Annotated in this window: 19 protein-coding genes and 1 pseudogene; 11 read left to right on the forward strand and 9 right to left on the reverse strand. The window is 65.9% G+C overall.

Annotated elements, in window-relative coordinates:
• Entirely contained in the window at nt 1-369 is a 369-nt protein-coding gene (locus ACE2AC_RS04995; protein WP_375691015.1) for a response regulator transcription factor, read from the reverse strand.
• Between the two features lie 132 nt (nt 370-501).
• Entirely contained in the window at nt 502-1,809 is a 1,308-nt protein-coding gene (locus ACE2AC_RS05000) for a short-chain fatty acyl-CoA regulator family protein (RefSeq protein ID WP_375691016.1), read from the reverse strand.
• Nucleotides 1,810-2,023: 214 nt separating this feature from the next.
• Between ACE2AC_RS05000 and ACE2AC_RS05005 the strand changes: the two genes are divergently transcribed.
• The 10 genes and pseudogenes from ACE2AC_RS05005 to aat all read left to right on the forward strand — a co-directional run bounded on the left by ACE2AC_RS05005 (nt 2,024) and on the right by aat (nt 12,950).
• On the forward strand, nt 2,024-3,385 hold the full coding sequence (locus tag ACE2AC_RS05005) for an ABC transporter substrate-binding protein (RefSeq protein ID WP_375691017.1): 1,362 nt from the start codon (nt 2,024-2,026) through the stop codon (nt 3,383-3,385).
• Nucleotides 3,386-3,515: 130 nt separating this feature from the next.
• Nucleotides 3,516-4,547, forward strand: coding sequence for a branched-chain amino acid ABC transporter permease (locus tag ACE2AC_RS05010; RefSeq protein WP_375691018.1), 1,032 nt, complete (start codon nt 3,516-3,518; stop codon nt 4,545-4,547).
• A gap of 3 nt (nt 4,548-4,550) precedes the next feature.
• Nucleotides 4,551-5,756 carry a branched-chain amino acid ABC transporter permease gene (locus tag ACE2AC_RS05015; protein WP_375691019.1) on the forward strand — a complete coding sequence of 402 codons (1,206 nt, stop codon included), beginning with the start codon at nt 4,551-4,553 and terminating at the stop codon, nt 5,754-5,756.
• Nucleotides 5,757-5,768: 12 nt separating this feature from the next.
• Nucleotides 5,769-6,530 (forward strand): ABC transporter ATP-binding protein, encoded by a 762-nt coding sequence (locus tag ACE2AC_RS05020; protein WP_375691020.1) that lies wholly within the window; start codon nt 5,769-5,771, stop codon nt 6,528-6,530.
• Nucleotides 6,531-6,542: 12 nt separating this feature from the next.
• Entirely contained in the window at nt 6,543-7,298 is a 756-nt protein-coding gene (locus tag ACE2AC_RS05025; protein ID WP_375691021.1) for an ABC transporter ATP-binding protein, read from the forward strand.
• Between the two features lie 92 nt (nt 7,299-7,390).
• Nucleotides 7,391-9,352: an acetate--CoA ligase gene (gene acs / locus ACE2AC_RS05030; protein WP_375691022.1), complete on the forward strand. Its 1,962-nt coding sequence runs from the start codon at nt 7,391-7,393 to the stop codon at nt 9,350-9,352.
• Nucleotides 9,353-9,542: 190 nt separating this feature from the next.
• Nucleotides 9,543-10,151, forward strand: coding sequence for a PRC-barrel domain-containing protein (locus ACE2AC_RS05035; protein ID WP_375691023.1), 609 nt, complete (start codon nt 9,543-9,545; stop codon nt 10,149-10,151).
• Nucleotides 10,152-10,316: 165 nt separating this feature from the next.
• Nucleotides 10,317-10,810, forward strand: a pseudogene (gene accB / locus ACE2AC_RS05040) (acetyl-CoA carboxylase biotin carboxyl carrier protein).
• 10 nt (nt 10,811-10,820) lie between these two features.
• Nucleotides 10,821-12,170 carry an acetyl-CoA carboxylase biotin carboxylase subunit gene (gene accC, locus ACE2AC_RS05045; RefSeq protein WP_375691024.1) on the forward strand — a complete coding sequence of 450 codons (1,350 nt, stop codon included), beginning with the start codon at nt 10,821-10,823 and terminating at the stop codon, nt 12,168-12,170.
• A 132-nt stretch (nt 12,171-12,302) separates the two neighbouring features.
• Complete coding sequence (gene aat, locus ACE2AC_RS05050) at nt 12,303-12,950, forward strand: leucyl/phenylalanyl-tRNA--protein transferase (RefSeq protein WP_375691025.1); 648 nt, start codon at nt 12,303-12,305, stop codon at nt 12,948-12,950.
• On the opposite strand, the gene ACE2AC_RS05055 is transcribed toward aat, so the two are convergent.
• The 6 genes from ACE2AC_RS05055 to ACE2AC_RS05080 form a co-directional block, all read right to left on the reverse strand.
• Nucleotides 12,914-13,309 (reverse strand): DUF2155 domain-containing protein, encoded by a 396-nt coding sequence (locus ACE2AC_RS05055; RefSeq protein WP_375691026.1) that lies wholly within the window; start codon nt 13,307-13,309, stop codon nt 12,914-12,916. The two genes, aat and ACE2AC_RS05055, sit on opposite strands and share 37 nt — an antisense overlap.
• Nucleotides 13,306-13,755 carry an outer membrane lipid asymmetry maintenance protein MlaD gene (gene mlaD / locus ACE2AC_RS05060; RefSeq protein ID WP_375691027.1) on the reverse strand — a complete coding sequence of 150 codons (450 nt, stop codon included), beginning with the start codon at nt 13,753-13,755 and terminating at the stop codon, nt 13,306-13,308. The genes ACE2AC_RS05055 and mlaD overlap by 4 nt, the downstream gene beginning before the upstream one ends.
• 10 nt (nt 13,756-13,765) lie before the next feature.
• On the reverse strand, nt 13,766-14,149 hold the full coding sequence (locus ACE2AC_RS05065; protein ID WP_375691028.1) for an NADH:ubiquinone oxidoreductase subunit NDUFA12: 384 nt from the start codon (nt 14,147-14,149) through the stop codon (nt 13,766-13,768).
• Between the two features lie 59 nt (nt 14,150-14,208).
• Nucleotides 14,209-14,613 (reverse strand): RidA family protein, encoded by a 405-nt coding sequence (locus tag ACE2AC_RS05070; RefSeq protein ID WP_375691029.1) that lies wholly within the window; start codon nt 14,611-14,613, stop codon nt 14,209-14,211.
• Between the two features lie 141 nt (nt 14,614-14,754).
• Nucleotides 14,755-16,020 carry an ATP-dependent Clp protease ATP-binding subunit ClpX gene (gene clpX / locus ACE2AC_RS05075; RefSeq protein WP_375691030.1) on the reverse strand — a complete coding sequence of 422 codons (1,266 nt, stop codon included), beginning with the start codon at nt 16,018-16,020 and terminating at the stop codon, nt 14,755-14,757.
• A gap of 145 nt (nt 16,021-16,165) precedes the next feature.
• Nucleotides 16,166-16,792: an ATP-dependent Clp protease proteolytic subunit gene (locus ACE2AC_RS05080; protein WP_375691031.1), complete on the reverse strand. Its 627-nt coding sequence runs from the start codon at nt 16,790-16,792 to the stop codon at nt 16,166-16,168.
• Nucleotides 16,793-16,962: 170 nt separating this feature from the next.
• Here ACE2AC_RS05080 and ACE2AC_RS05085 point away from each other — a divergent pair, with 170 nt between their 5' ends.
• On the forward strand, nt 16,963-17,652 hold the full coding sequence (locus ACE2AC_RS05085; RefSeq protein ID WP_375691032.1) for a DUF1045 domain-containing protein: 690 nt from the start codon (nt 16,963-16,965) through the stop codon (nt 17,650-17,652).
• Between the two features lie 128 nt (nt 17,653-17,780).
• Here the strand turns inward: ACE2AC_RS05085 and ACE2AC_RS05090 are convergent, their stop codons facing one another.
• On the reverse strand, nt 17,781-19,280 hold the full coding sequence (locus tag ACE2AC_RS05090) for an NAD(P)(+) transhydrogenase (Re/Si-specific) subunit beta (protein ID WP_375691033.1): 1,500 nt from the start codon (nt 19,278-19,280) through the stop codon (nt 17,781-17,783).
• Between the last annotated feature and the right edge of the window lie 3 nt (nt 19,281-19,283).

The following is a 19,283-nucleotide window of genomic DNA, read 5'->3' on the forward strand; positions in this document are numbered from 1 at the left end:
CTAGTCCCGCGCCAGGTCGCGTACCGCCTCGAGCACCTCGGCGTTCGAGAACGGCTTGGTCATGTAACGCGAGGCGCCGGAGCTTTCGGCCATCTCCCGGTCCTTGGCCTGCCCGCGCGCGGTCAGCAGAAGGATCGGCAGGTCCGAAGTCCCCGCCCCGGCACGCAGGTCGCGCAGGATGTCATAGCCCGACCGCCCCGGCAGCATCACGTCCAGGATCACCAGGTCCGGCGCGCGTGCCTGCACGGCCTCGACCGCGTCGACCCCGTTGGAATGCGTCGCCACCCGCCAGCCGTCACGCGACAGGATGAAACCGATGGCCTCGATGATGTTGGGTTCGTCCTCGATCACAAGAACGGTTTTGCCCATCAGGTCCTCCCCTCCCTTCCGAGCCGTGTTCTTCTTATTGTCACAACGTTATCGGGCACGATCACGGTTCTGTCAAAACCGATATTCCGCGATGCGGACAGAATCGAACGGGTTGGGCGGGATGACCAAAGGTCAGGCGATCTCGGCCATGATCGAGGGTTCGCGCCGGCCACGGCAGTCGGCCTTGGGGCAGATCCGGCAGGTCACGCCGACCCGCTGCACCCCGGTGTCGCTTTCGTCGGGGTCCGGCACGAAGAGCATGTGCGCCTCGAAGAGCGGCGCGCGCTCGGCACTCAGGAGGCCGACGGGTTCCGATATGGCATGGGTGACGAACCGCCCCTCGGTCCGGCTGGCCAGTCGCAGGCGCTGGCGCAGGGGCATCATGGGGCGGGACAGCGACTGGAACAGCGGCCAGAGCGGACAGGCCGCCCCGAAGCGCGGCAGCGGAAAGGCCGACAGCGGCCGGCGATAGGTGATCGTGCCGCTGGCGTCGCAGGCCACGAGGCCAAAGGGACCGCCAAGCTGTGTGGCGACCCCCTCGGGCAGGCTGGCAAGACGGCGCATCATCGCCCCCGGGCCGACACCAAACCGGGCGCCGAGCGCGGCGGGGTCGATGCCCCTGGTCGCCGCCTCGACCACCGCGGCGACCGGCAGGCGCGCCGCGTCCTCGGCATAGCGGGCAAGGATTCGCCCCGCCATCGCCCGCGCCGCGTCCGAGGTCAGCCCCGCACCGGCCAGCACCTGCTCGACCGTCGCGGTTCCGCCGCGCTCCAGTTCGGCCACGTGGTACTGGCGTGCCGACAGGAACGCCTCGACCTCGTCCTGCGGGGTGTCGAGCGTGGCGTCCTGCTGGCGGCCCGCATCGAGATCGCTCACCAGCCGCTGCGCTCCCTCGGCCAAGCGGCGGGCGTCCTCGTTGATGTTGCGATGAAACCGCTCGCGCCACTCCGGCTCGATCTCCTTCGTCTCGACCAGGATCGAGGCGGTGGAGCGGATCGCGGTCACGGTCGACAGCACCTCGTGCAGCGCGGCGGCAAGGTGCGGGTCATGCGCCAGCCGGTCGGTCAGCGCCTCGACCGTGCGCTCGAGGTCGGCAATGGTGCGGTGCTGGGCGGCTGCCAGCGCGGCCCAGCCGGGGAAGCGGCCGGCGAATTCCTCGACCGCGTCGGTTTCGGCACCGGTCTCGATCCGGTCGGCGGCGGCCTCGCGCAGGGCGGCGATCAGGGCGGCCTCGGCCCCCTCGGCCAGGAGCGACGGTTCGACATCCAGCGCGGACGCCAGATCGAGCAGCAGTTTCCCGCCGATTCTGCGGCGATTGTGTTCGATGAGGTTGAGGTAAGAGGCCGAAATGCCTGCCTGCCGAGCAAGGTCGGCCTGCCGCAGGCCGCGCATCATGCGGCGTTCGCGGATCCGGCTGCCCGTCAACGTCGATCGCGCCATGTCGAAATCCCCAGCTTTTACAGCGCTTTTCTGCAGCGCAACGAGAACTTATTTACAATCTTACGCGCCAACTGTGATTTTGTTTACAAAAAAAATGTTTCAACAAAAGGATTTGTTGCGCGGTTTTCTTTCGCCCTGCGATAACAATTGTGCACCAAAGTGCGTTCCGGTGGCGTGAGGAGACGCCGTCCGGATCAAAAACAGGGAGGATTTCATGTCCAACAACGTTACGCGTCGCGGCGTGCTCAGAACCGGTGCGGTCACCGGCGCGGGCCTCGCCATTCCGACGATCTTCACGGCGTCCTCGGCCCGTGCCTTTACCAACGAACCCACCGGAGGCACCGTCACCCTCGGCTTCAACGTGCCCCAGACCGGCCCCTATGCCGACGAAGGCGCGGACGAGCTGCGGGCCTTCCAGCTTGCTGTCGAACACCTGAACGGTGAGGGCGACGGCGGCATGATGCAGACGTTCTCGTCGGATGCGCTCAAGGGCACCGGCATCCTGGGCAAGAAGGTGCAGTACGTCACCGGCGACACCCAGACGAAATCGGACGCCGCGCGCGCATCGGCCAAGTCGATGATCGAGAAGGACGGCGCGATCATGATCTCGGGCGGCTCGTCCTCGGGCGTGGCCGTGGCCGTGCAGGGCCTCTGCCAGGAGGCTGGCGTGATCTTCATGGCGGGCCTGACCCACTCGAACGACACCACCGGCAAGGACAAGAAGGCCAACGGCTTCCGTCACTTCTTCAACGCCTACATGTCGGCCGCGGCCCTCGCCCCGGTGCTCGAGAAGATGTACGGCACCGACCGCAAGGCCTATCACCTGACCGCCGACTACACCTGGGGCTGGACGCAGCAGGAATTGATCCAGGCGGCGACCGAGGCCATGGGCTGGGAGACCGTCAACAACGTGCTCACTCCGCTCGCCCAGACCGACTTCAGCTCGTACATCGCGCCGGTCCTGAACTCGGGCGCCGACGTGCTGGTCCTGAACCACTACGGCGGAAACATGGTGAACTCGCTCACCAACGCCGTGCAGTTCGGGCTGCGTGAAAAGCAGGTCAACGGCAAGAACTTCGAGATCGTCGTGCCCCTCTACTCCGAGCTGATGGCACGCGGTGCCGGCGAGAACATCAAGGGCATCCCCGGCTCCCAGAACTGGGACTGGAAACTCGAGAACCAGGCCGGGTCGCGTTACGTCGGCACCAATGCCTTCGTGAAGTCCTTCGGCGAGAAGTACGGCTTCCCGCCGAGCCAGGCCGCCCATACCTGCTATGCGCAGACCCTGCTCTACGCGGACGCGGTGGAACGCGCCGGGTCGTTCGATCCCTGCGCTGTCGGCGAAGCCCTGGCGGGCTACGAGTTCGACGGGCTGGGCAACGGCCCGACCCTCTACCGTGCCGATGACCACCAGTGCTTCAAGGACGTCGTGGTCGTGAAGGGCAAGGAGAACCCGGAGAACGAGTTCGACCTGGTGGAGATCGTCGAGGTCACGCCGCGTGAACAGGTCGAGTACGCGCCGGATCACCCGATGTTCGCAGGCGGCAACCTGGGTGCCTGCAACTCGGGCGCTTAATCCCAAACGGGGGCGCGCGCCACGCTGCGCGCGCCCCTCGCCAGTTCCGCCCGGCCACCGTGCGCGGGCATCCCGGTAGGGTGCGTGGCCGACACGCGCCTTGCTCACGTGCATTCACGGGAAGAGGTCCATGGACGCCATCATCCTCCAGATCCTGAACGGGCTCGACAAGGGCAGCGCCTATTCGCTGATCGCCCTCGGCCTGACGCTGATCTTCGGCACGCTCGGTGTCGTCAACTTCGCCCACGGGGCGCTGTTCATGCTCGGCGCCTTCTGCGCCGTCACGGTGCAGCGGCTGCTCAACCTCAGCTACGTCTCGGTCGATCCGACCCGTAAGGACTTTCTCGGCAACCCGATGAAGGTCGAGACGCCCTATGTCGAACACTGGTTCGGCCCCGAGTTCGGCGCCACGCTGATTGCCTGGTCCGTACCGATCGCGCTGATCTTCTCGATCCCGGTCATGGCCTTTGTCGGCTGGGCGATGGAACGCGGGCTGATCAAGCATTTCTACAAGCGTCCCCACGCCGACCAGATCCTCGTGACCTTTGGCCTGGCCATCGTCATCCAGGAGCTGGTGAAGCACTACTTCGGCGCCAACCCGATCCCGGTGCCGCCGCCGCCGATGTTCCAGGGCTCGTTCGATTTCGGCGCCCTCATCGGGTTCGATCCCGGCACGATCATCTATCCCGACTGGCGGCTGGTCTACTTCTGCTTTGCCGTCGTGGTGATCGGATCGGTCTTTGCCTTCCTGCAGTTCACCACCTTCGGCATGGTCGTCCGTGCCGGCATGGCGGACCGCGAGACGGTGGGCCTTCTGGGCATCAACATCGACAAGCGCTTCACCATCACCTTTGCCCTGGCCGCCGTGGTGGCGGGCATGGCGGGGGTCATGTACGCGCCGATCAATTCGCCCAACTACCACATGGGGATGGACTTCCTCGTCCTCAGCTTCGTCGTGGTGGTGGTCGGCGGCATGGGCTCCCTGCCCGGCGCCGTGGCCGCGGGCTTCATGCTCGGCATCCTGGAAAGTTTCGCGTCGATGAACGAGGTCAAGTCGGTCCTGCCCGGCATCGACCAGATCATCATCTACCTCGTCGCGATCATCGTTCTGCTCGCACGTCCGCGTGGCCTGATGGGCCGCAAGGGCGTGATGGAGGAATAACCCATGCTCGGTCTCGACCGTAAAGACTTCGCCCTGCTTCTGGTGGTGGCCGCGCTGGTCATCCTGGCGCCCTTCCTCCTGAACCCGTTCCCGACGAACAGCGCCATGGCGCAGTTCAACGCGGGCTATCCCGACCTGATGCAGCGCTTCGTGATCTTTGGCATCTTCGCCATCGGCTTCAACCTGCTGTTCGGGCTGACTGGCTACCTCAGCTTCGGCCATGCCGCCTTCCTCGGCGTCGGCTCCTACTCGGCCGTGTGGATGTTCAAGCTGCTGAGCATGAGCGTCATTCCCGCGATCATCGCCTCGATGGTCATGTCGGCGCTCTTTGCCGTGGTCATCGGCTACATCTCGCTGCGGCGGACGGGGATCTACTTCTCGATCCTCACGCTGGCCTTCGCGCAGATGTCGTTCAACCTGGCCTACTCGGTGCTGACCCCGATCACCAACGGCGAAACCGGCCTGCAGCTGACGCTGGACGACCCGCGGATCCTCGGCGTCACCGCCACGGAACAGGGCGGCATCCCGGTGACCAACCTCTTTGGCGCCGAGATGCGGTCGACCTACGTGATGGATGTCGGCTCCTGGGCGTTCCAGTTCAACGTGGGCTACTACGTCTGCGCGGTGATCATGATGCTGGCCTTCTACATGTCGATCCGCATCTTCCGCTCGCCCTTCGGGCTGATGCTGCGGGCGATCAAGGCCAACAAGACCCGGCTGAACTACACCGGTCTGAACCAGCGGCCCTACGCGCTCGCCGTCTTTGTCATCTCGGGCGCCTACGCGGGCCTCGCCGGTGGCCTCATGGCCTCGATGGACCCGCTGGCAGGGGCCGAGCGGATGCAGTGGACTGCGTCCGGCGAGGTCGTCCTGATGACCATCCTCGGCGGTGCCGGCACCCTGATCGGTCCGGTGCTGGGCGCCGGCGTCATCAAGTACTTCGAGAACATCTTCTCCAAGATCAACTCCGGCGTCCTCGAACAGTGGTACAGCTTCATGCCCGAGAACCTTCAGCACTTCTCCGTCTGGGTCTCCGAGCACTTCGTCGGCCCCGGCTGGCACCTGACGCTCGGCCTGACCTTCATGCTGGTCGTGACCTTCCTGCCCGGCGGGCTGGTCGAAGGCGGGCAGCGGTTCTTCCGGCTCTTCCGGCGCAAACCCGAGGACTCGGGCGCCCGCGAAGACACCCAATCCAACCCCGCCGAATGAGGAGAACCGACCATGGGCATCCTTGAAGTCAAGAACGTCAACAAGCGCTTCGGCGGGCTGAAGGCCCTGAGCGACGTGAACCTGAGCGTGGCCGAGAACACCGTCCACGCGATCATCGGGCCGAACGGCGCGGGCAAGTCCACCCTGCTCAACTGCCTCGTCGGCAAGCTGATCCCCGACACCGGGTCGGTCATGTTCGACGGGCAGTCCGTGCTGGGCCGCAAGCCGTTCCAGATCAACCAGATGGGAATTTCCCGGGTGTTCCAGACGCCCGAGATCTTCGGCGACCTGACGGTGATGGAGAACATGATGATCCCCTGCTTCGCCAAGCGGGACGGGGCGTTCGAACTGAACCCGATCCGCGCGATCAGCTCCCAGCGGGACATCATCGAACACGCCGAGCACGTGCTCGACGACATGAACCTGCTCGACAAGCGGAACATGCACTCTGCCGCCATGTCGCGCGGCGACAAGCGGCGGCTCGAGATCGCGATGTGCCTGGCGCAGGAGCCGCGGCTCCTCCTGCTGGACGAACCGACGGCGGGCATGGCGCGAGCCGACACCAACAACACCATCGACCTGCTCAAGCAGATCCGCGACCGGCGCAACATCACCATCGTGATCATCGAACACGACATGCACGTCGTGTTCAGCCTGGCCGAACGGATCACCGTGCTGGCGCAGGGCACCCCGCTGGTCGAGGACATTCCCGCCAACATCAAGGGCCATCCCAAGGTTCGCGAAGCCTACCTTGGCGAAACCGCCGCGGCGTAAGGACAGAATCCGATGAACGTCAAACCCGACTTCACCAAGGGCAAGAACTTTGCCGAAACCGCCCCCGCCTTCCTGTCGGTCTGGAACGTGGAGGCCTATTACGGCGAAAGCTACATCGTCCAGAACGTCAGCTTCAACGTGCACGAGGGCGAGATCCTCGCGCTCCTGGGCCGCAACGGGGCGGGCAAGACCTCGACCCTGCGCACTATCGCCCGTATGGACGACCCACAGCTGACCCACGGCGAGATCTGGCTGGACCACCAGCCGTTGCACACGATGCGGTCGCACCAGGCGGCGCAGGCGGGCATCGGGCTGGTGCCCGAGGACCGGCGCATCATCCCCGGCCTGACCGTCGAGGAAAACATCGACCTCGCCCAGATCGCGCCGCCGGTCGGCTGGTCCAAGGAACGGCTCTACGAGCTCTTCCCCCGCCTCGGCGAACGCCGCAAGCAGGAAGGCGTCACGCTCTCGGGCGGCGAACAGCAGATGCTGGCCATCGCCCGCGCGCTCAGCCGCGACATCAAGGTGCTGCTGCTGGACGAGCCCTACGAGGGCCTGGCCCCGGTGATCGTGGACGAGATCGAGAAGACCCTGCGCATCATCAAGGAACAGGGCATCACCACCGTCCTCGTCGAACAGAACGCAGTCCGCGCGCTGGAACTGGCCGACCGTTCGGTGATCCTCGACACCGGGTCGATCGTCTACGATGGCTCCGCCAAGGAGGTGCTCGGCAACAAGGAACTGCGCGAGGAATACCTCGCCATCTGATCCGCCCGCCCGCCGGTGTGGCTTGAACCCCGGTGGGCGAACGTCCTATCTACTCCCCAACGGGACGTCACAACGCGAAAGGGAGGCGCGTCATGAACGAAGCCAGCAACCCCAAAATCTATCCGCCGTCCAACGACTTCGTCGCCAAGGCTCATGTCGATGCCAAGACCTACGAAGAGATGTACAAGGCCTCGATCGAGGATCCCGACACCTTCTGGGGCGGCCAGGCGAAAGAACGCCTCGACTGGATCACGCCCTTCACCAAGGTCAAGAACGCGACCTTTGACCTGGGCAAGGTGAACATCAAGTGGTTCGAGGACGGCGTGCTGAACGTCGCCTACAACTGCATCGACCGGCACCTCGACAGCCGCGGCGACCAGACCGCGATTATCTTTGAGCCCGACGAACCCGGCGACCCGGCGCAGCACATCACCTACCGCGAGCTGCACGAGAAGGTCTGCCGCTTTGCCAACGTCCTGCTGGCGCAGGGCGTGATGCGCGGCGACCGCGTGGTGATCTACCTGCCGATGATCCCCGAGGCAGCCTATGCCATGCTGGCCTGCGCCCGGATCGGTGCGATCCATTCGGTGGTCTTCGCCGGATTCTCGCCCGATGCGCTGGCCAACCGGATCAACGATTGCCAGGCCAAGGTCGTCATCACCGCCGACACCGCCCCCCGCGGCGGCCGCCGCACCGCGCTGAAGTCGAACACCGATGCCGCGCTGCTGCACTGCTCCGACAAGGTGCGCTGCCTTGTCGTCAAGCACACCGGCGACCAGACGACCTGGATCCAGGACCGCGACGTCGACGTGAAGGCGATGATGGCCGAGGTCGCGCCCGATTGCCCGATCCGCCCGATGGGGGCCGAGGATCCGCTCTTCATCCTCTATACCTCCGGCTCGACCGGAAAACCCAAGGGCGTCGTGCACAGTTCCGGTGGCTACCTGCTCTATGCCGCGATGACGCAGCAGCTGACCTTCGACTACCACGACGGCGACATCTTCTGGTGCGGCGCGGACGTGGGCTGGGTCACCGGTCACACCTACATCCTCTATGGCCCGCTCGCGAACGGCGCGACCACGCTGATGTTCGAGGGCGTGCCGACCTACCCCGACGCCAGCCGTTTCTGGCAGGTGATCGAAAAGCACAAGGTCAACCAGTTCTACACCGCGCCGACGGCGATCCGCGCGTTGATGGGACAGGGCACCTCTTTCGTCGAAGGCTCGGACCTGTCGACGCTCAAGGTGCTGGGCACCGTGGGCGAACCGATCAACCCCGAGGCGTGGAACTGGTACAACGACAACGTCGGCAAGGGAAAACTGCCGATCGTGGACACCTGGTGGCAGACCGAAACCGGCGGCCACATGATCACCCCCCTGCCCGGCGCGGTGGCGACCAAGCCGGGATCGGCGACGAAACCCTTTTTCGGCGTTCAGCCCGTGGTGCTCGACCCGACCTCAGGCAAGGAGATCTCCGAGACCGCGGCCGAGGGCGTGCTGGCGATCAAGGACAGCTGGCCCGGCCAGATGCGCACCGTCTGGGGCGATCACGAACGGTTCGAAAAGACCTATTTCTCGGACTACAAGGGCTACTACTTTGCCGGGGACGGCTGCCGGCGCGACGCCGACGGCTATTACTGGATTACTGGCCGGGTCGATGACGTCATCAACGTCTCGGGCCACCGGATGGGCACGGCCGAGGTCGAAAGCGCGCTGGTCGCCCATGCCAAGGTCGCCGAAGCGGCGGTCGTCGGCTACCCGCACGAGGTGAAGGGCCAGGGCATCTATGCCTACGTTACCCTGATGAACGACGTCGAGCCTTCGGACGAGCTTCGAAAGGAGCTCGAGGGCTGGGTGCGGAACGAGATCGGTCCGATCGCCAAGCCGGACCTGATCCAGTGGGCGCCGGGCCTGCCCAAGACCCGTTCGGGCAAGATCATGCGGCGGATCCTCAGGAAAATCGCCGAAAACGACTATGGCGCGCTTGGCGACACCTCGACGCTGGCGGACCCCTCGGTGGTGGACGAACTGATCGAAAACCGCATGAACCGCTAGGGTTCCCTGCGAATTTCTCTGGAAAAGGCGGGTCCTTGCCACCCGCCTTTTCCGCGTTTTCAGGGGGTTGCGCGCATCTGCACCCCGGGTTGGCGAAATGCTGCCCTGCCCTGAAACACGACCGGGAACCGTTCCCGGGCCTCCCCGTTCTATCCCCAGCACGTTGGCAACGACGAAAGGAGAACGAGCCATGACCCCCATCAAGAAAACGCTGATTTCGAGCGCCGCCGCCCTCGCCCTGCTGTCGGGCGCTGCCGTCGCGCAGACCGCGACCGAGGCAGACCCGCTGAAAAGCCAGGTCGAAGAGGGCACCGCCGCCGCGGGCGAAGCCATCGAGGACACCGGCCAGGCGGCCGAGAACACCGCCGAAGCCGCCGGTCAGACGATGGAGAGCGGCGCGGACGCCATGGGCGACGCCGCCACCGACACCGCGCAGTCGCTTGACCCGGATGCCGCCGCCACCGCCGACAGCGAGGCGCAGATGCAGGCACAGGTCGAACCCGCAACTGTGGGCGAGCTGATCGGCGTGAACGTCGCCTCCTCGGCCGGTGAGGACATCGGCGAGATCGACGATGTCGTCCGGATCAACGGCGAGGTGATGGCCGTGGTCGGCGTCGGCGGTTTCCTGGGCCTGGGCGAGCATTCGGTGGCGCTGCCGCTGACCGAGCTCGACTGGCAGGGCGAGACCGTGACCGCCTTTGGCTATACCGAGGAGCAGCTGAAGAGCATGGAGGAATACAACGCCGAGCTCTCGACCGCGATGGAAAGCGAAGAGCCGGTCACCCTCGGCAAATCCTGATCCGGGTCAATCCGGTACCGCGGGGCGCCTTCGGGCGCCCCGTTCCGTTTTCCGGGCCCCGATGCCGCTTCTTGAGGCAGAGGTTGCTTTTCACGCGCCTCCGCATCCCCTATAAGCCCCGGACAAAGGCCCCGGGGAAGGGCTGGGTATCCAATCGAGGACAGCATGACGAACAAGTCGCACGATGCCGATGTCGCTTTCATCCAGGCACTGGCCGGGCTGCTGAAGGACAATGACCTCAGCGAAATCGAAGTGAAACGGGAATACGGCGAGGACAACTTCTCAACGTCCGTGTCAGCCGCCAGGTCGCCGCCCCCGCCCCCGTGGCGATGGCCGCACCGGCCGCCCTGCCTGCCCCGGCCGCAGCTGCCCCCGCGGCGCCCGCCGCCGCCGCCCCCGCCGAAACCGCGGATCCGGCCAGCCACCCGGGCGCCGTGACCTCGCCCATGGTCGGCACCGTCTACCTGCAGCCCGAACCGGGGGCCGAGCCCTTCGTCAAGGTCGGCGCGCAGGTGTCCGAGGGCGACACGCTCCTCATCATCGAGGCCATGAAGACCATGAACCACATCCCGGCGCCGCGCTCGGGCACGGTCAAGCGGATCATGGTCGAAGACCAGTCGGCGGTCGAATTCGGCGCGCCGCTGATGATCATCGAGTAAGGCCGCGCGCATGTTCGACAAGATCCTCATCGCCAACCGGGGCGAGATCGCCCTGCGCGTCATCCGCGCGGCGCGCGAGATGGGCATCCGGTCCGTCGCCGTGCACTCCACCGCCGACGCCGACGCGATGCATGTCCGCATGGCCGACGAAAGCGTCTGCATCGGCCCGCCGTCCTCGGCGCAGAGCTACCTGCACATCCCCTCGATCATCGCCGCCTGCGAAGTCACCGGCGCGCAGGCGATCCACCCGGGCTACGGGTTCCTGTCGGAAAACGCGGGCTTCGTGCAGATCGTCGAGGATCATGGCCTGACCTTCATCGGCCCGCGCGCGGAACACATCCGCATCATGGGCGACAAGATCACCGCCAAGGACACGATGAAGAAGCTGGGCGTGCCCTGCGTGCCCGGTTCGGACGGCGGCGTGCCGACCCTGGCCGACGCCAAGCGCATCGGGGCCGAGATCGGCTATCCGGTCATCATCAAGGCGACCGCCGGCGGCGGCGGGCGCGGCATGAAGGTCGCGAAATCCGAGGCCGAGATGGAGCGCGCGTTCCAGTCGGCCCGGTCCGAGGCCAAGGCCGCCTTCGGCAACGACGAAGTCTATATCGAGAAATACCTGACCACCCCGCGCCACGTCGAGATCCAGGTCTTTGGCGACGGCAAGGGCGGCGCCGTGCACCTGGGCGAACGCGACTGCTCGCTCCAGCGCCGCCACCAGAAGGTCTTTGAAGAGGCGCCCGGCCCCTCTATCACGCCCGAGCTCCGGGCCGAGATCGGCGCCACCTGCGCCAAGGCCGTGGCCGAAATCGGCTATGCCGGTGCTGGCACGATCGAGTTCCTCTACGAAAACGGCGAGTTCTACTTCATCGAGATGAACACCCGCCTGCAGGTGGAGCACCCGGTGACCGAGGCGATCTTTGGCGTCGACCTGGTGCGTGAGCAGATCCGCGTGGCCGAGGGCTATCCGCTCTCGTTCACCCAGGACGACCTGACCATCAACGGTCACGCCATCGAGGTCCGTATCAACGCGGAACGCCTGCCCGATTTCGCACCGCGCCCGGGCCGGATCACCCATTACCACGCGCCCGGCGGGCTTGGCGTGCGGATGGACAGCGCGCTCTACGACGGCTACTCGATCCCGCCCTACTACGACAGCCTCATCGGCAAGCTGATCGTGCACGGCCGCGACCGGCCCGAGGCGCTGGCCCGGCTCGACCGTGCCCTGGGCGAGCTGATCGTCGACGGGGTCGAGAACACCGTGCCGCTCTTCGACGCGCTGCTGCAGGAGCCCGACATCCAGTCCGGCAACTACAACATCCACTGGCTCGAAGCCTGGCTGGAAAAGAACCTCCAGGCCTGAGGTCGGACACGACATGGAACACGGACGGGGCGCTCTGAAACGGGCGCCCCGTTTCACATTCCCGCGTTCCTTTCCGCCGGGCGCCGTCGGTCCCTCGCCAATCCCCGCAACGCGTGGCACTCTCGGGTCGACATGAAGGACACCGAGGGACTCACACCCGAGCTACTGCTGCACGCCTACACCGTGGGCATCTTTCCCATGGCCGAAGGGCGAGACGACCCCGAGATCTTCTGGGTCGATCCACGCCGCCGCGGCATCTTTCCACTGGATGGCTTCCACGTCTCGCGTTCGCTGGCGCGCGCGATCCGGCGGATGGATTACACCGTCACGGTAAACCGGGATTTCGCCGGGGTGGTGGATGCCTGTGCCGACCGGGACGAGACCTGGATTAACGACGAGATCGCCCAGCTCTACCACGACCTGCACGACATGGGTCATGCGCATTCTCTGGAAATCAGCGCCGGCGGCCGGTTGATCGGCGGGGTTTACGGCGTGGCGGTCGGCGCGGCCTTCTTCGGCGAAAGCATGTTCTCGCGCCGCCGGGACGCGTCCAAGATCGCGCTGGCCTGGCTGGTGCACCGGCTGAACGCCGCGGGCTTCACCCTGTTCGACACGCAGTTCATCACCCCGCACCTCGCGTCACTGGGCGCGGTCGAGATCACGCGGGCGGCCTACCATTCGCGTCTGCGCGACGCGATCCGGCGGCCGGCGGACTTCACCGCCCCGCCGGTGCCGCGCGACCCTCAGGCCGTCTTGCAGCGCAGCAGCCAGATATCGTAGCGGAAGTGGTCCAGCGGGTTGAGCGCCGGGGCCGAGGCAATCATCCAGCCGGAAAAGATCGGGTCGGCGGATTTCGACGGCTCGGTGATCACCAGGTAGGCAAAGCCGTCGCCCTCGGGGTTGTCCTCGGGGTAGCGGCATTCGCGCAGTTCCACGACCAGCTTGCCGATCTGGACCGAGTTGCCGTCGCCCATGTCGAATTCCGACACGTCCCCGTTGATCTTGTCGAGCGCCTTGAGCCGGGCGCCCGGCGCCTCGGCCATGTGCTGGCGTTCGGTCGTGGCGCCCTCGATCCCGTCCTGGACCTGGGCGGCCACCGGCGTCGCCAGCAGCAGCGTGGTGAGCAGCGCGCGGATCAATTCCCGCCCCCGCCCGAGACGTATTTCATCAGCAGCGAGATCAGGCTGACCGATCCCTGGGTGTCGATCACCTCATCCCCCGCGCCCAGGTAGAACGGCGATCCGCCGGGCGAGATCTCGAGGAAGTTGCCGCCGAGCAGCCCTTCGGAGCTGACGATCACCGCGCTGTCGTCCGGCACCTGCAGGCCTTCGTCCACTGTGAACCGCGTCTCGGCCCGGTAGGTTTCGGGGTTCAGGGTGACATCGGTGACGGTGCCGACCTTGACGCCGGCCAGCCGCACGTCGGTGCCGATCTGGATGCCCTCGGCCGAACGGAACGACGCGGTCAACGGATAGCCGTCCGCCTGCCCCGAAAGACCCGAGACCTGGCTGGCGTAGACGCCGAACCCGATGGCCAGCGCCAGGACTGCGGCGCCGACAATGACTTCGCTGGTGTTTTCGGCCATCTGCCTGCCCTTACTCGGGACTCCACGCCTCGTAATCGGTCCGCGGTGCCGGATCGGCGCGGCGGAGCGACCCGGCCGGCGCATAGGCCAGCGGCGTGCCGGTCAGGTTCTCGTGGTGCGGTTTCTCCCACGCCTTCTTGGGCAGCGGCCGGTCGGTCGGCGGCTCGTCAAAGGTGTGGTGCAGCCAGCCGTGCCAGTCCGGGCTGATCCGGCTCGCCTCGATCTCGCCGTTGTAGATCACCCAGCGGCGCTTGCCGTCGCGCGTGCGGTAGAACACGTTGCCCTGCTCATCCTCGCCGACTTTCACGCCGTTGCGCGACGTGTAGAACCGGGTGTTGAGCGTCGCGCCGTTCCACCAGGTGATGCCGCCGAGAACACTGTTGAGAAAACCCATCTGGGACCTCCGAAACTGCTTAGTCCGATATGGCCCATCGGGGGCCGAAGGTCCAGCCCTCAGGGGCCGTGCTGCGCCGTCGCGCGGGTCTTGGCGGTGACCTCGATCTCGATCTTGTAGACCGGATCGATCAGCCCTGCCTCGAACATGGTGGCGGCGGGCGGGTTGTCCCCGAAGGTTTCCGCCAGCAGCGGCCAGCAGGGTTCGAAATCGGCCTTGTCGGGCAGGATGTAATGCACGCGCACCACGTCCTCGAACCCGGCGCCGGCGCGGTTCAGCGCGTCGCGGATGGTGTCGAGCGCGCAGCGGCACTGGTCGACCACCGACTCCGGCGGCTTGCGGGTCTCGGGGTCGACCCCCACGGTGCCCGCGACGTGGATCCAGCCATCGTCCGTCTTGACCGCCCGGCAATAGCCGATCATCGCCTCGAACGCCCCGCCGGAGTGTATCCTGGTATGTGCCATGGCCGAATCCTCAGATGGTGTCGCGCCGACTGTCGCGGCGCCGGCGGGAATTCACCAGAGGCAAATCGCGACGATCCGCGGCAAACGAAACGGGCCCGCGCATCACTGCACGGGCCCGTCCGAATTCCGGTGCGCCGGGGATCAGCCCGCGCTGGCGCCTTCCTTCTTGGAGTCGGCGTAGATCATCAGCGGTGTCGCGTCCGAGGTCACGGCCTCTTCGTTCACCACGACCTCTTCGACGTTCTCCATGCCCGGCAGGTCGAACATCGTGTCGAGGAGGATGTCCTCGAGGATCGACCGCAGGCCGCGGGCGCCGGTCTTGCGTTCGATTGCACGCTTGGCGATCGCGGTCAGCGCGTCCTCGGTGAAGGACAGCTTGGCATCCTCGAGTTCGAACAGGCGCTGGTACTGCTTCACCAGGGCATTCTTCGGCTCGGTCAGGATGGTGACCAGCGCGTCCTCGTCCAGGTCCTCGAGCGTTGCGATGACCGGCAAACGGCCGACGAATTCCGGGATCAGGCCGAATTTCAGCAGATCCTCGGGTTCGAGGTCGCCAAAGATCTCGCCCACGCCACGGTTGTCATTGTCCCGCACGTCGGCGCCAAAGCCCATGGCCGAGCCCTTGCCGCGCTGCGCGATGATCTTGTCGAGGCCCGCGAAGGCGCCGCCACAGATGAACAGGATGTTGGTCGTGTCCACCTGCAGGAATTCCTGCTGCGGATGCTTCCGGCCGCCCTGCGGCGGGACGGAGGCCACGGTACCTTCCATCAGCTTCAGCAGCGCCTGCTGCACGCCCTCGCCCGAGACGTCGCGGGTGATCGAGGGGTTTTCCGACTTGCGGGTGATCTTGTCGACCTCGTCGATGTAGACGATGCCGCGCTGCGCACGCTCGACGTTGTATTCCGACGACTGCAGCAGCTTGAGGATGATGTTCTCGACGTCCTCGCCCACGTAACCGGCTTCGGTCAGCGTTGTCGCGTCGGCCATGGTGAAGGGCACGTCGAGGATCCGCGCCAGCGTCTGCGCCAGCAGCGTCTTGCCGCAGCCGGTCGGGCCGATCAGCAGGATGTTGGATTTCGCCAGCTCGATGTCCGAGGACTTGGCCGCATGGTTCAGGCGCTTGTAGTGGTTGTGCACGGCCACCGACAAGACGCGCTTGGCCTTCATCTGGCCGATCACGTAGTCGTCCAGGACCTGGCAGATTTCCTGCGGGGTTGGCACGCCGTCCGAGCTTTTCAGCCCCGAGGATTTCGTTTCCTCGCGGATGATGTCCATGCAGAGTTCAACGCACTCGTCGCAGATGAACACGGTCGGACCCGCGATCAGCTTGCGCACTTCGTGCTGGCTCTTCCCGCAGAAGCTGCAGTAGAGCGTGTTCTTGCTGTCGCTACCCGAGTTGTTCGCCATTTCGCACCTTTTGCCCGGTCACGGGCCGCTTCGGCTGTCCGAGGGGCCCACCTTGCTGCGTTTCAACACAGACTATGGCAGCCCCCCGGCCATCACAATGTCAAAAATGCCTCACAGAAGTTGATGTGAGGTTTCGTCGTCACGGTCACTCGCCGTCCGGTTTGGTGCGGCTTTCGACGATTTCGTCGATAAGGCCCCATTCCTTGGCCTCTTCCGGCGACATGAAGTTGTCGCGCTCCAGCGCGCGCTCCACCGTTTCCAGGTCCTGCCCGGTATGTTTCACGTAGATTTCATTCAGCCGGCGCTTCAGTTTGAGCGTTTCTTCGGCATGGATCATGATGTCGGTCGCCTGACCCTGGTAGCCGCCCGAGGGCTGGTGGACCATGATCCGGCTGTTCGGCAGCGAATGCCGCATCCCCGGTTCACCGGCGGTCAGCAGGAGCGAGCCCATGGACGCCGCCTGCCCGATCACCAGGGTCGAGACCTTGGGCTTGATGTACTGCATGGTGTCATAGATCGACAGGCCGGAGGTAACCACACCGCCCGGCGAGTTGATGTACATCGAGATCTCTTTCGACGGGTTCTCGGCCTCGAGGTGCAGCAGCTGCGCCACGATGAGGCTCGACATGCCGTCGTGCACCGGGCCCGAGAGGAAGATGATCCGCTCCTTCAGCAGGCGCGAGAAGATGTCGTAGGCCCGTTCGCCGCGGCTGGTCTGTTCGACCACCATGGGAACGAGGTTGTTCATGTAGAATTCTACCGGGTCTTTCATCGCGTCCTGCCCATTCTGCCTTCGGACCGCCGGCGCGATCCGTTCCGACCAGAGTCTTAGTTACGCGCAGGGGGGGCTGCAAGGGCTGCACGGCCGATTGTCCCGCGCATTGTCATTACCTTGTCACCAACGGGTCGATATGGCATCCGGAATGACTTGCGGAGACGACAATGCCCCCCTTTGAACGATACGCCCTCTACTACCTCTGCCCGCCCGGCCCGCTGGCCGATTTCGGGGCGTCCTGGCTGGGCTGGGACGTGGCCAAAGGCGTGTCCGTGCCGCATCCCGAAGTGGCGGGCCTGCCCCGTCCGGTCGAGGACATCACCGCGACGCCCCGCAAGTACGGCTTTCACGGCACCATCAAGCCTCCGTTCCGCCTGGCCGAGGACCGGTCCTTTGCCGCGCTCGAGGCCGAGGCCACGGCGCTCTGCGCCCGGCTCGCGCCGGTGACGCTGGAGGGGCTGGCGCTGACCCCGCTCGGGCATTTCCTCGCGCTCACGCCCGCGGGCGATGCCGCGGACCTTGCCTGCCTGGCCGCGGCCTGCGTCGAGGGGCTCGACGATTTCCGCCGCCCCGCCGGAGAGGCCGAACTGGCCCGCCGCCGGTCGCGCGGCCTGAGCCCTCGGCAAGAGGCGAACCTGACCCGATGGGGCTATCCTTACGTGATGGACGACTTCCGGTTCCACATGACCCTGTCCGGCCGCCTCTCGGCCGAAGACCTCGCGGCCACAGCCGCCGCGCTGGACCCGGTGGTCACGCCGCTGCTCTCTGCCCCCTACGAGATCACCGAAATGGCCCTCGTCGGGGCGGATGCCGAGGACCGGTTCCACCTGGTCAAGCGCCTGCCCCTGAAGGGCTAGACGGAAGCGCGACGGCGGGACCCAACCCCACCCCGGACACGGCCCGCAGGGTAGGCTTCCCCCACCACACCGACAAAACGAAAGGGGCGGCCTCTCGACCGCCCCTTCCCATTCCTCTCGATCCGGGCTCAGCCGAGCTTGTTCAGCAGTGCGCCGATCGAGTCCTTGGCATCGCCGTAGTACATCCGCGTGTTGTCCTTGTAGAACAGCGGGTTCTCGATGCCGGAATACCCGGTCCCCTGCCCGCGTTTGGACACGAAGACGGTCTTGGCCTTCCAGACCTCGAGCACCGGCATACCGGCGATCGGGGAGTTCGGGTCGTCCTGCGCCGCCGGGTTCACGATGTCGTTCGAGCCGATGACGATCACGACGTCCGTTTCCGGGAAGTCCTCGTTGATCTCGTCCATCTCGAGCACGATGTCGTAGGGCACCTTGGCCTCGGCCAGCAGCACGTTCATGTGCCCCGGCAGACGGCCCGCGACCGGGTGGATGGCGAAACGCACTTCCTTGCCCTGCCCGCGCAGCTTGCGGGTCAGCTCGGCCACGTTCTGCTGGGCTTGCGCCACCGCCATGCCGTAGCCCGGCACGATGATGACGCTGTCCGCGTCCTCGAGCGCCGCGGCCACGCCGTCGACGTCGATCGCGACCTGTTCGCCCTCGACCTCCATCGCCGGCCCCGACGAGCCGCCGAAACCGCCCAGGATGACCGAGATGAACGACCGGTTCATCGCCTTGCACATGATGTAGGACAGGATCGCACCGGACGAACCCACCAGCGCACCGACCACGATCAGGAGGTCGTTGCCCAGAGAGAAGCCGATCGCCGCCGCCGCCCAGCCCGAGTAGGAGTTGAGCATCGAGACGACCACAGGCATGTCCGCGCCGCCGATCCCCATGATCAGGTGATACCCGATGAAGAGCGCCGCCAGCGTCATGAGGAAGAGCGGGAAGAAACCGCCGGTGTTGAAGTACCAGATCAGGCAGAGCACCGAGAGGCCCGCGGCCGCCGCGTTCAGCATGTGCCCGCCGGGCAGCTTGGTCGCGGCCGAGGTCACCTTGCCCGCCAGCTTGCCGTAGGCGATCACCGAACCGGTGAAGGTCACCGCGCCGATGAAGACGCCGAGGAACAGCTCGACCCGCAGGATGCTCACCTCGACCTGCAGCTTGTGCGACAGGATCGCGGCGAACCCGCGGAAGCCTTCGGCGACTTCGTGGTAGCGTGCGGCGATATCACCGGTATAGCCTTCGTAGGGCACCGGGAAGGGGATGCCGTGCTCGGCCATGACCGACGCGACGCGCCCGACCTCGATATGGGCGTTGAAACCGACAAAGACCGCGGCCAGGCCGACCAGCGAATGCATCGCGGCGACAAGCTGCGGCATCTCGGTCATCTGGACGCGGGTCGCGACCACGAAGCCGATGGCCCCGCCCGCCGCGATCAGCAGGATCGACAGGAGCCACAGCCCCGAGCCGGGTCCGATCAGCGTGGCGAAGACCGCCAGCGCCATGCCGACGATGCCGTACCAGACGGCCCGCTTGGCGCTTTCCTGGCCCGACAGACCGCCGAGCGAGAGGATGAAGAGGACAGCCGCGACCACGTAGGCCGCCGTCGTGAATCCGTATTCCATGGT

The organism is Pseudooceanicola sp. LIPI14-2-Ac024, assembly GCF_042188925.1.
In the GTDB taxonomy this organism is placed as follows: Bacteria; Pseudomonadota; Alphaproteobacteria; order Rhodobacterales; family Rhodobacteraceae; genus Pseudooceanicola.

What these genes read in the sequence shown, in the direction of transcription:
- ACE2AC_RS05005 (WP_375691017.1), top strand. Translation starts at nt 2,024, where the DNA reads ATGTCCAACAACGTTACGCGTCGCGGCGTGCTCAGAACCGGTGCGGTC.
- mlaD (WP_375691027.1), bottom strand. Translation starts at nt 13,755, where the DNA reads ATGGCCGAAAACACCAGCGAAGTCATTGTCGGCGCCGCAGTCCTGGCG.
- ACE2AC_RS05035 (WP_375691023.1), top strand. Translation starts at nt 9,543, where the DNA reads ATGACCCCCATCAAGAAAACGCTGATTTCGAGCGCCGCCGCCCTCGCC.
- ACE2AC_RS05080 (WP_375691031.1), bottom strand. Translation starts at nt 16,792, where the DNA reads ATGAAAGACCCGGTAGAATTCTACATGAACAACCTCGTTCCCATGGTG.
- ACE2AC_RS05085 (WP_375691032.1), top strand. Translation starts at nt 16,963, where the DNA reads ATGCCCCCCTTTGAACGATACGCCCTCTACTACCTCTGCCCGCCCGGC.
- accC (WP_375691024.1), top strand. Translation starts at nt 10,821, where the DNA reads ATGTTCGACAAGATCCTCATCGCCAACCGGGGCGAGATCGCCCTGCGC.
- acs (WP_375691022.1), top strand. Translation starts at nt 7,391, where the DNA reads ATGAACGAAGCCAGCAACCCCAAAATCTATCCGCCGTCCAACGACTTC.
- ACE2AC_RS05010 (WP_375691018.1), top strand. Translation starts at nt 3,516, where the DNA reads ATGGACGCCATCATCCTCCAGATCCTGAACGGGCTCGACAAGGGCAGC.
- ACE2AC_RS05015 (WP_375691019.1), top strand. Translation starts at nt 4,551, where the DNA reads ATGCTCGGTCTCGACCGTAAAGACTTCGCCCTGCTTCTGGTGGTGGCC.
- ACE2AC_RS05025 (WP_375691021.1), top strand. Translation starts at nt 6,543, where the DNA reads ATGAACGTCAAACCCGACTTCACCAAGGGCAAGAACTTTGCCGAAACC.
- ACE2AC_RS05020 (WP_375691020.1), top strand. Translation starts at nt 5,769, where the DNA reads ATGGGCATCCTTGAAGTCAAGAACGTCAACAAGCGCTTCGGCGGGCTG.
- ACE2AC_RS05000 (WP_375691016.1), bottom strand. Translation starts at nt 1,809, where the DNA reads ATGGCGCGATCGACGTTGACGGGCAGCCGGATCCGCGAACGCCGCATG.
- ACE2AC_RS04995 (WP_375691015.1), bottom strand. Translation starts at nt 369, where the DNA reads ATGGGCAAAACCGTTCTTGTGATCGAGGACGAACCCAACATCATCGAG.
- ACE2AC_RS05070 (WP_375691029.1), bottom strand. Translation starts at nt 14,613, where the DNA reads ATGGCACATACCAGGATACACTCCGGCGGGGCGTTCGAGGCGATGATC.
- ACE2AC_RS05090 (WP_375691033.1), bottom strand. Translation starts at nt 19,280, where the DNA reads ATGGAATACGGATTCACGACGGCGGCCTACGTGGTCGCGGCTGTCCTC.
- clpX (WP_375691030.1), bottom strand. Translation starts at nt 16,020, where the DNA reads ATGGCGAACAACTCGGGTAGCGACAGCAAGAACACGCTCTACTGCAGC.
- ACE2AC_RS05065 (WP_375691028.1), bottom strand. Translation starts at nt 14,149, where the DNA reads ATGGGTTTTCTCAACAGTGTTCTCGGCGGCATCACCTGGTGGAACGGC.
- aat (WP_375691025.1), top strand. Translation starts at nt 12,303, where the DNA reads ATGAAGGACACCGAGGGACTCACACCCGAGCTACTGCTGCACGCCTAC.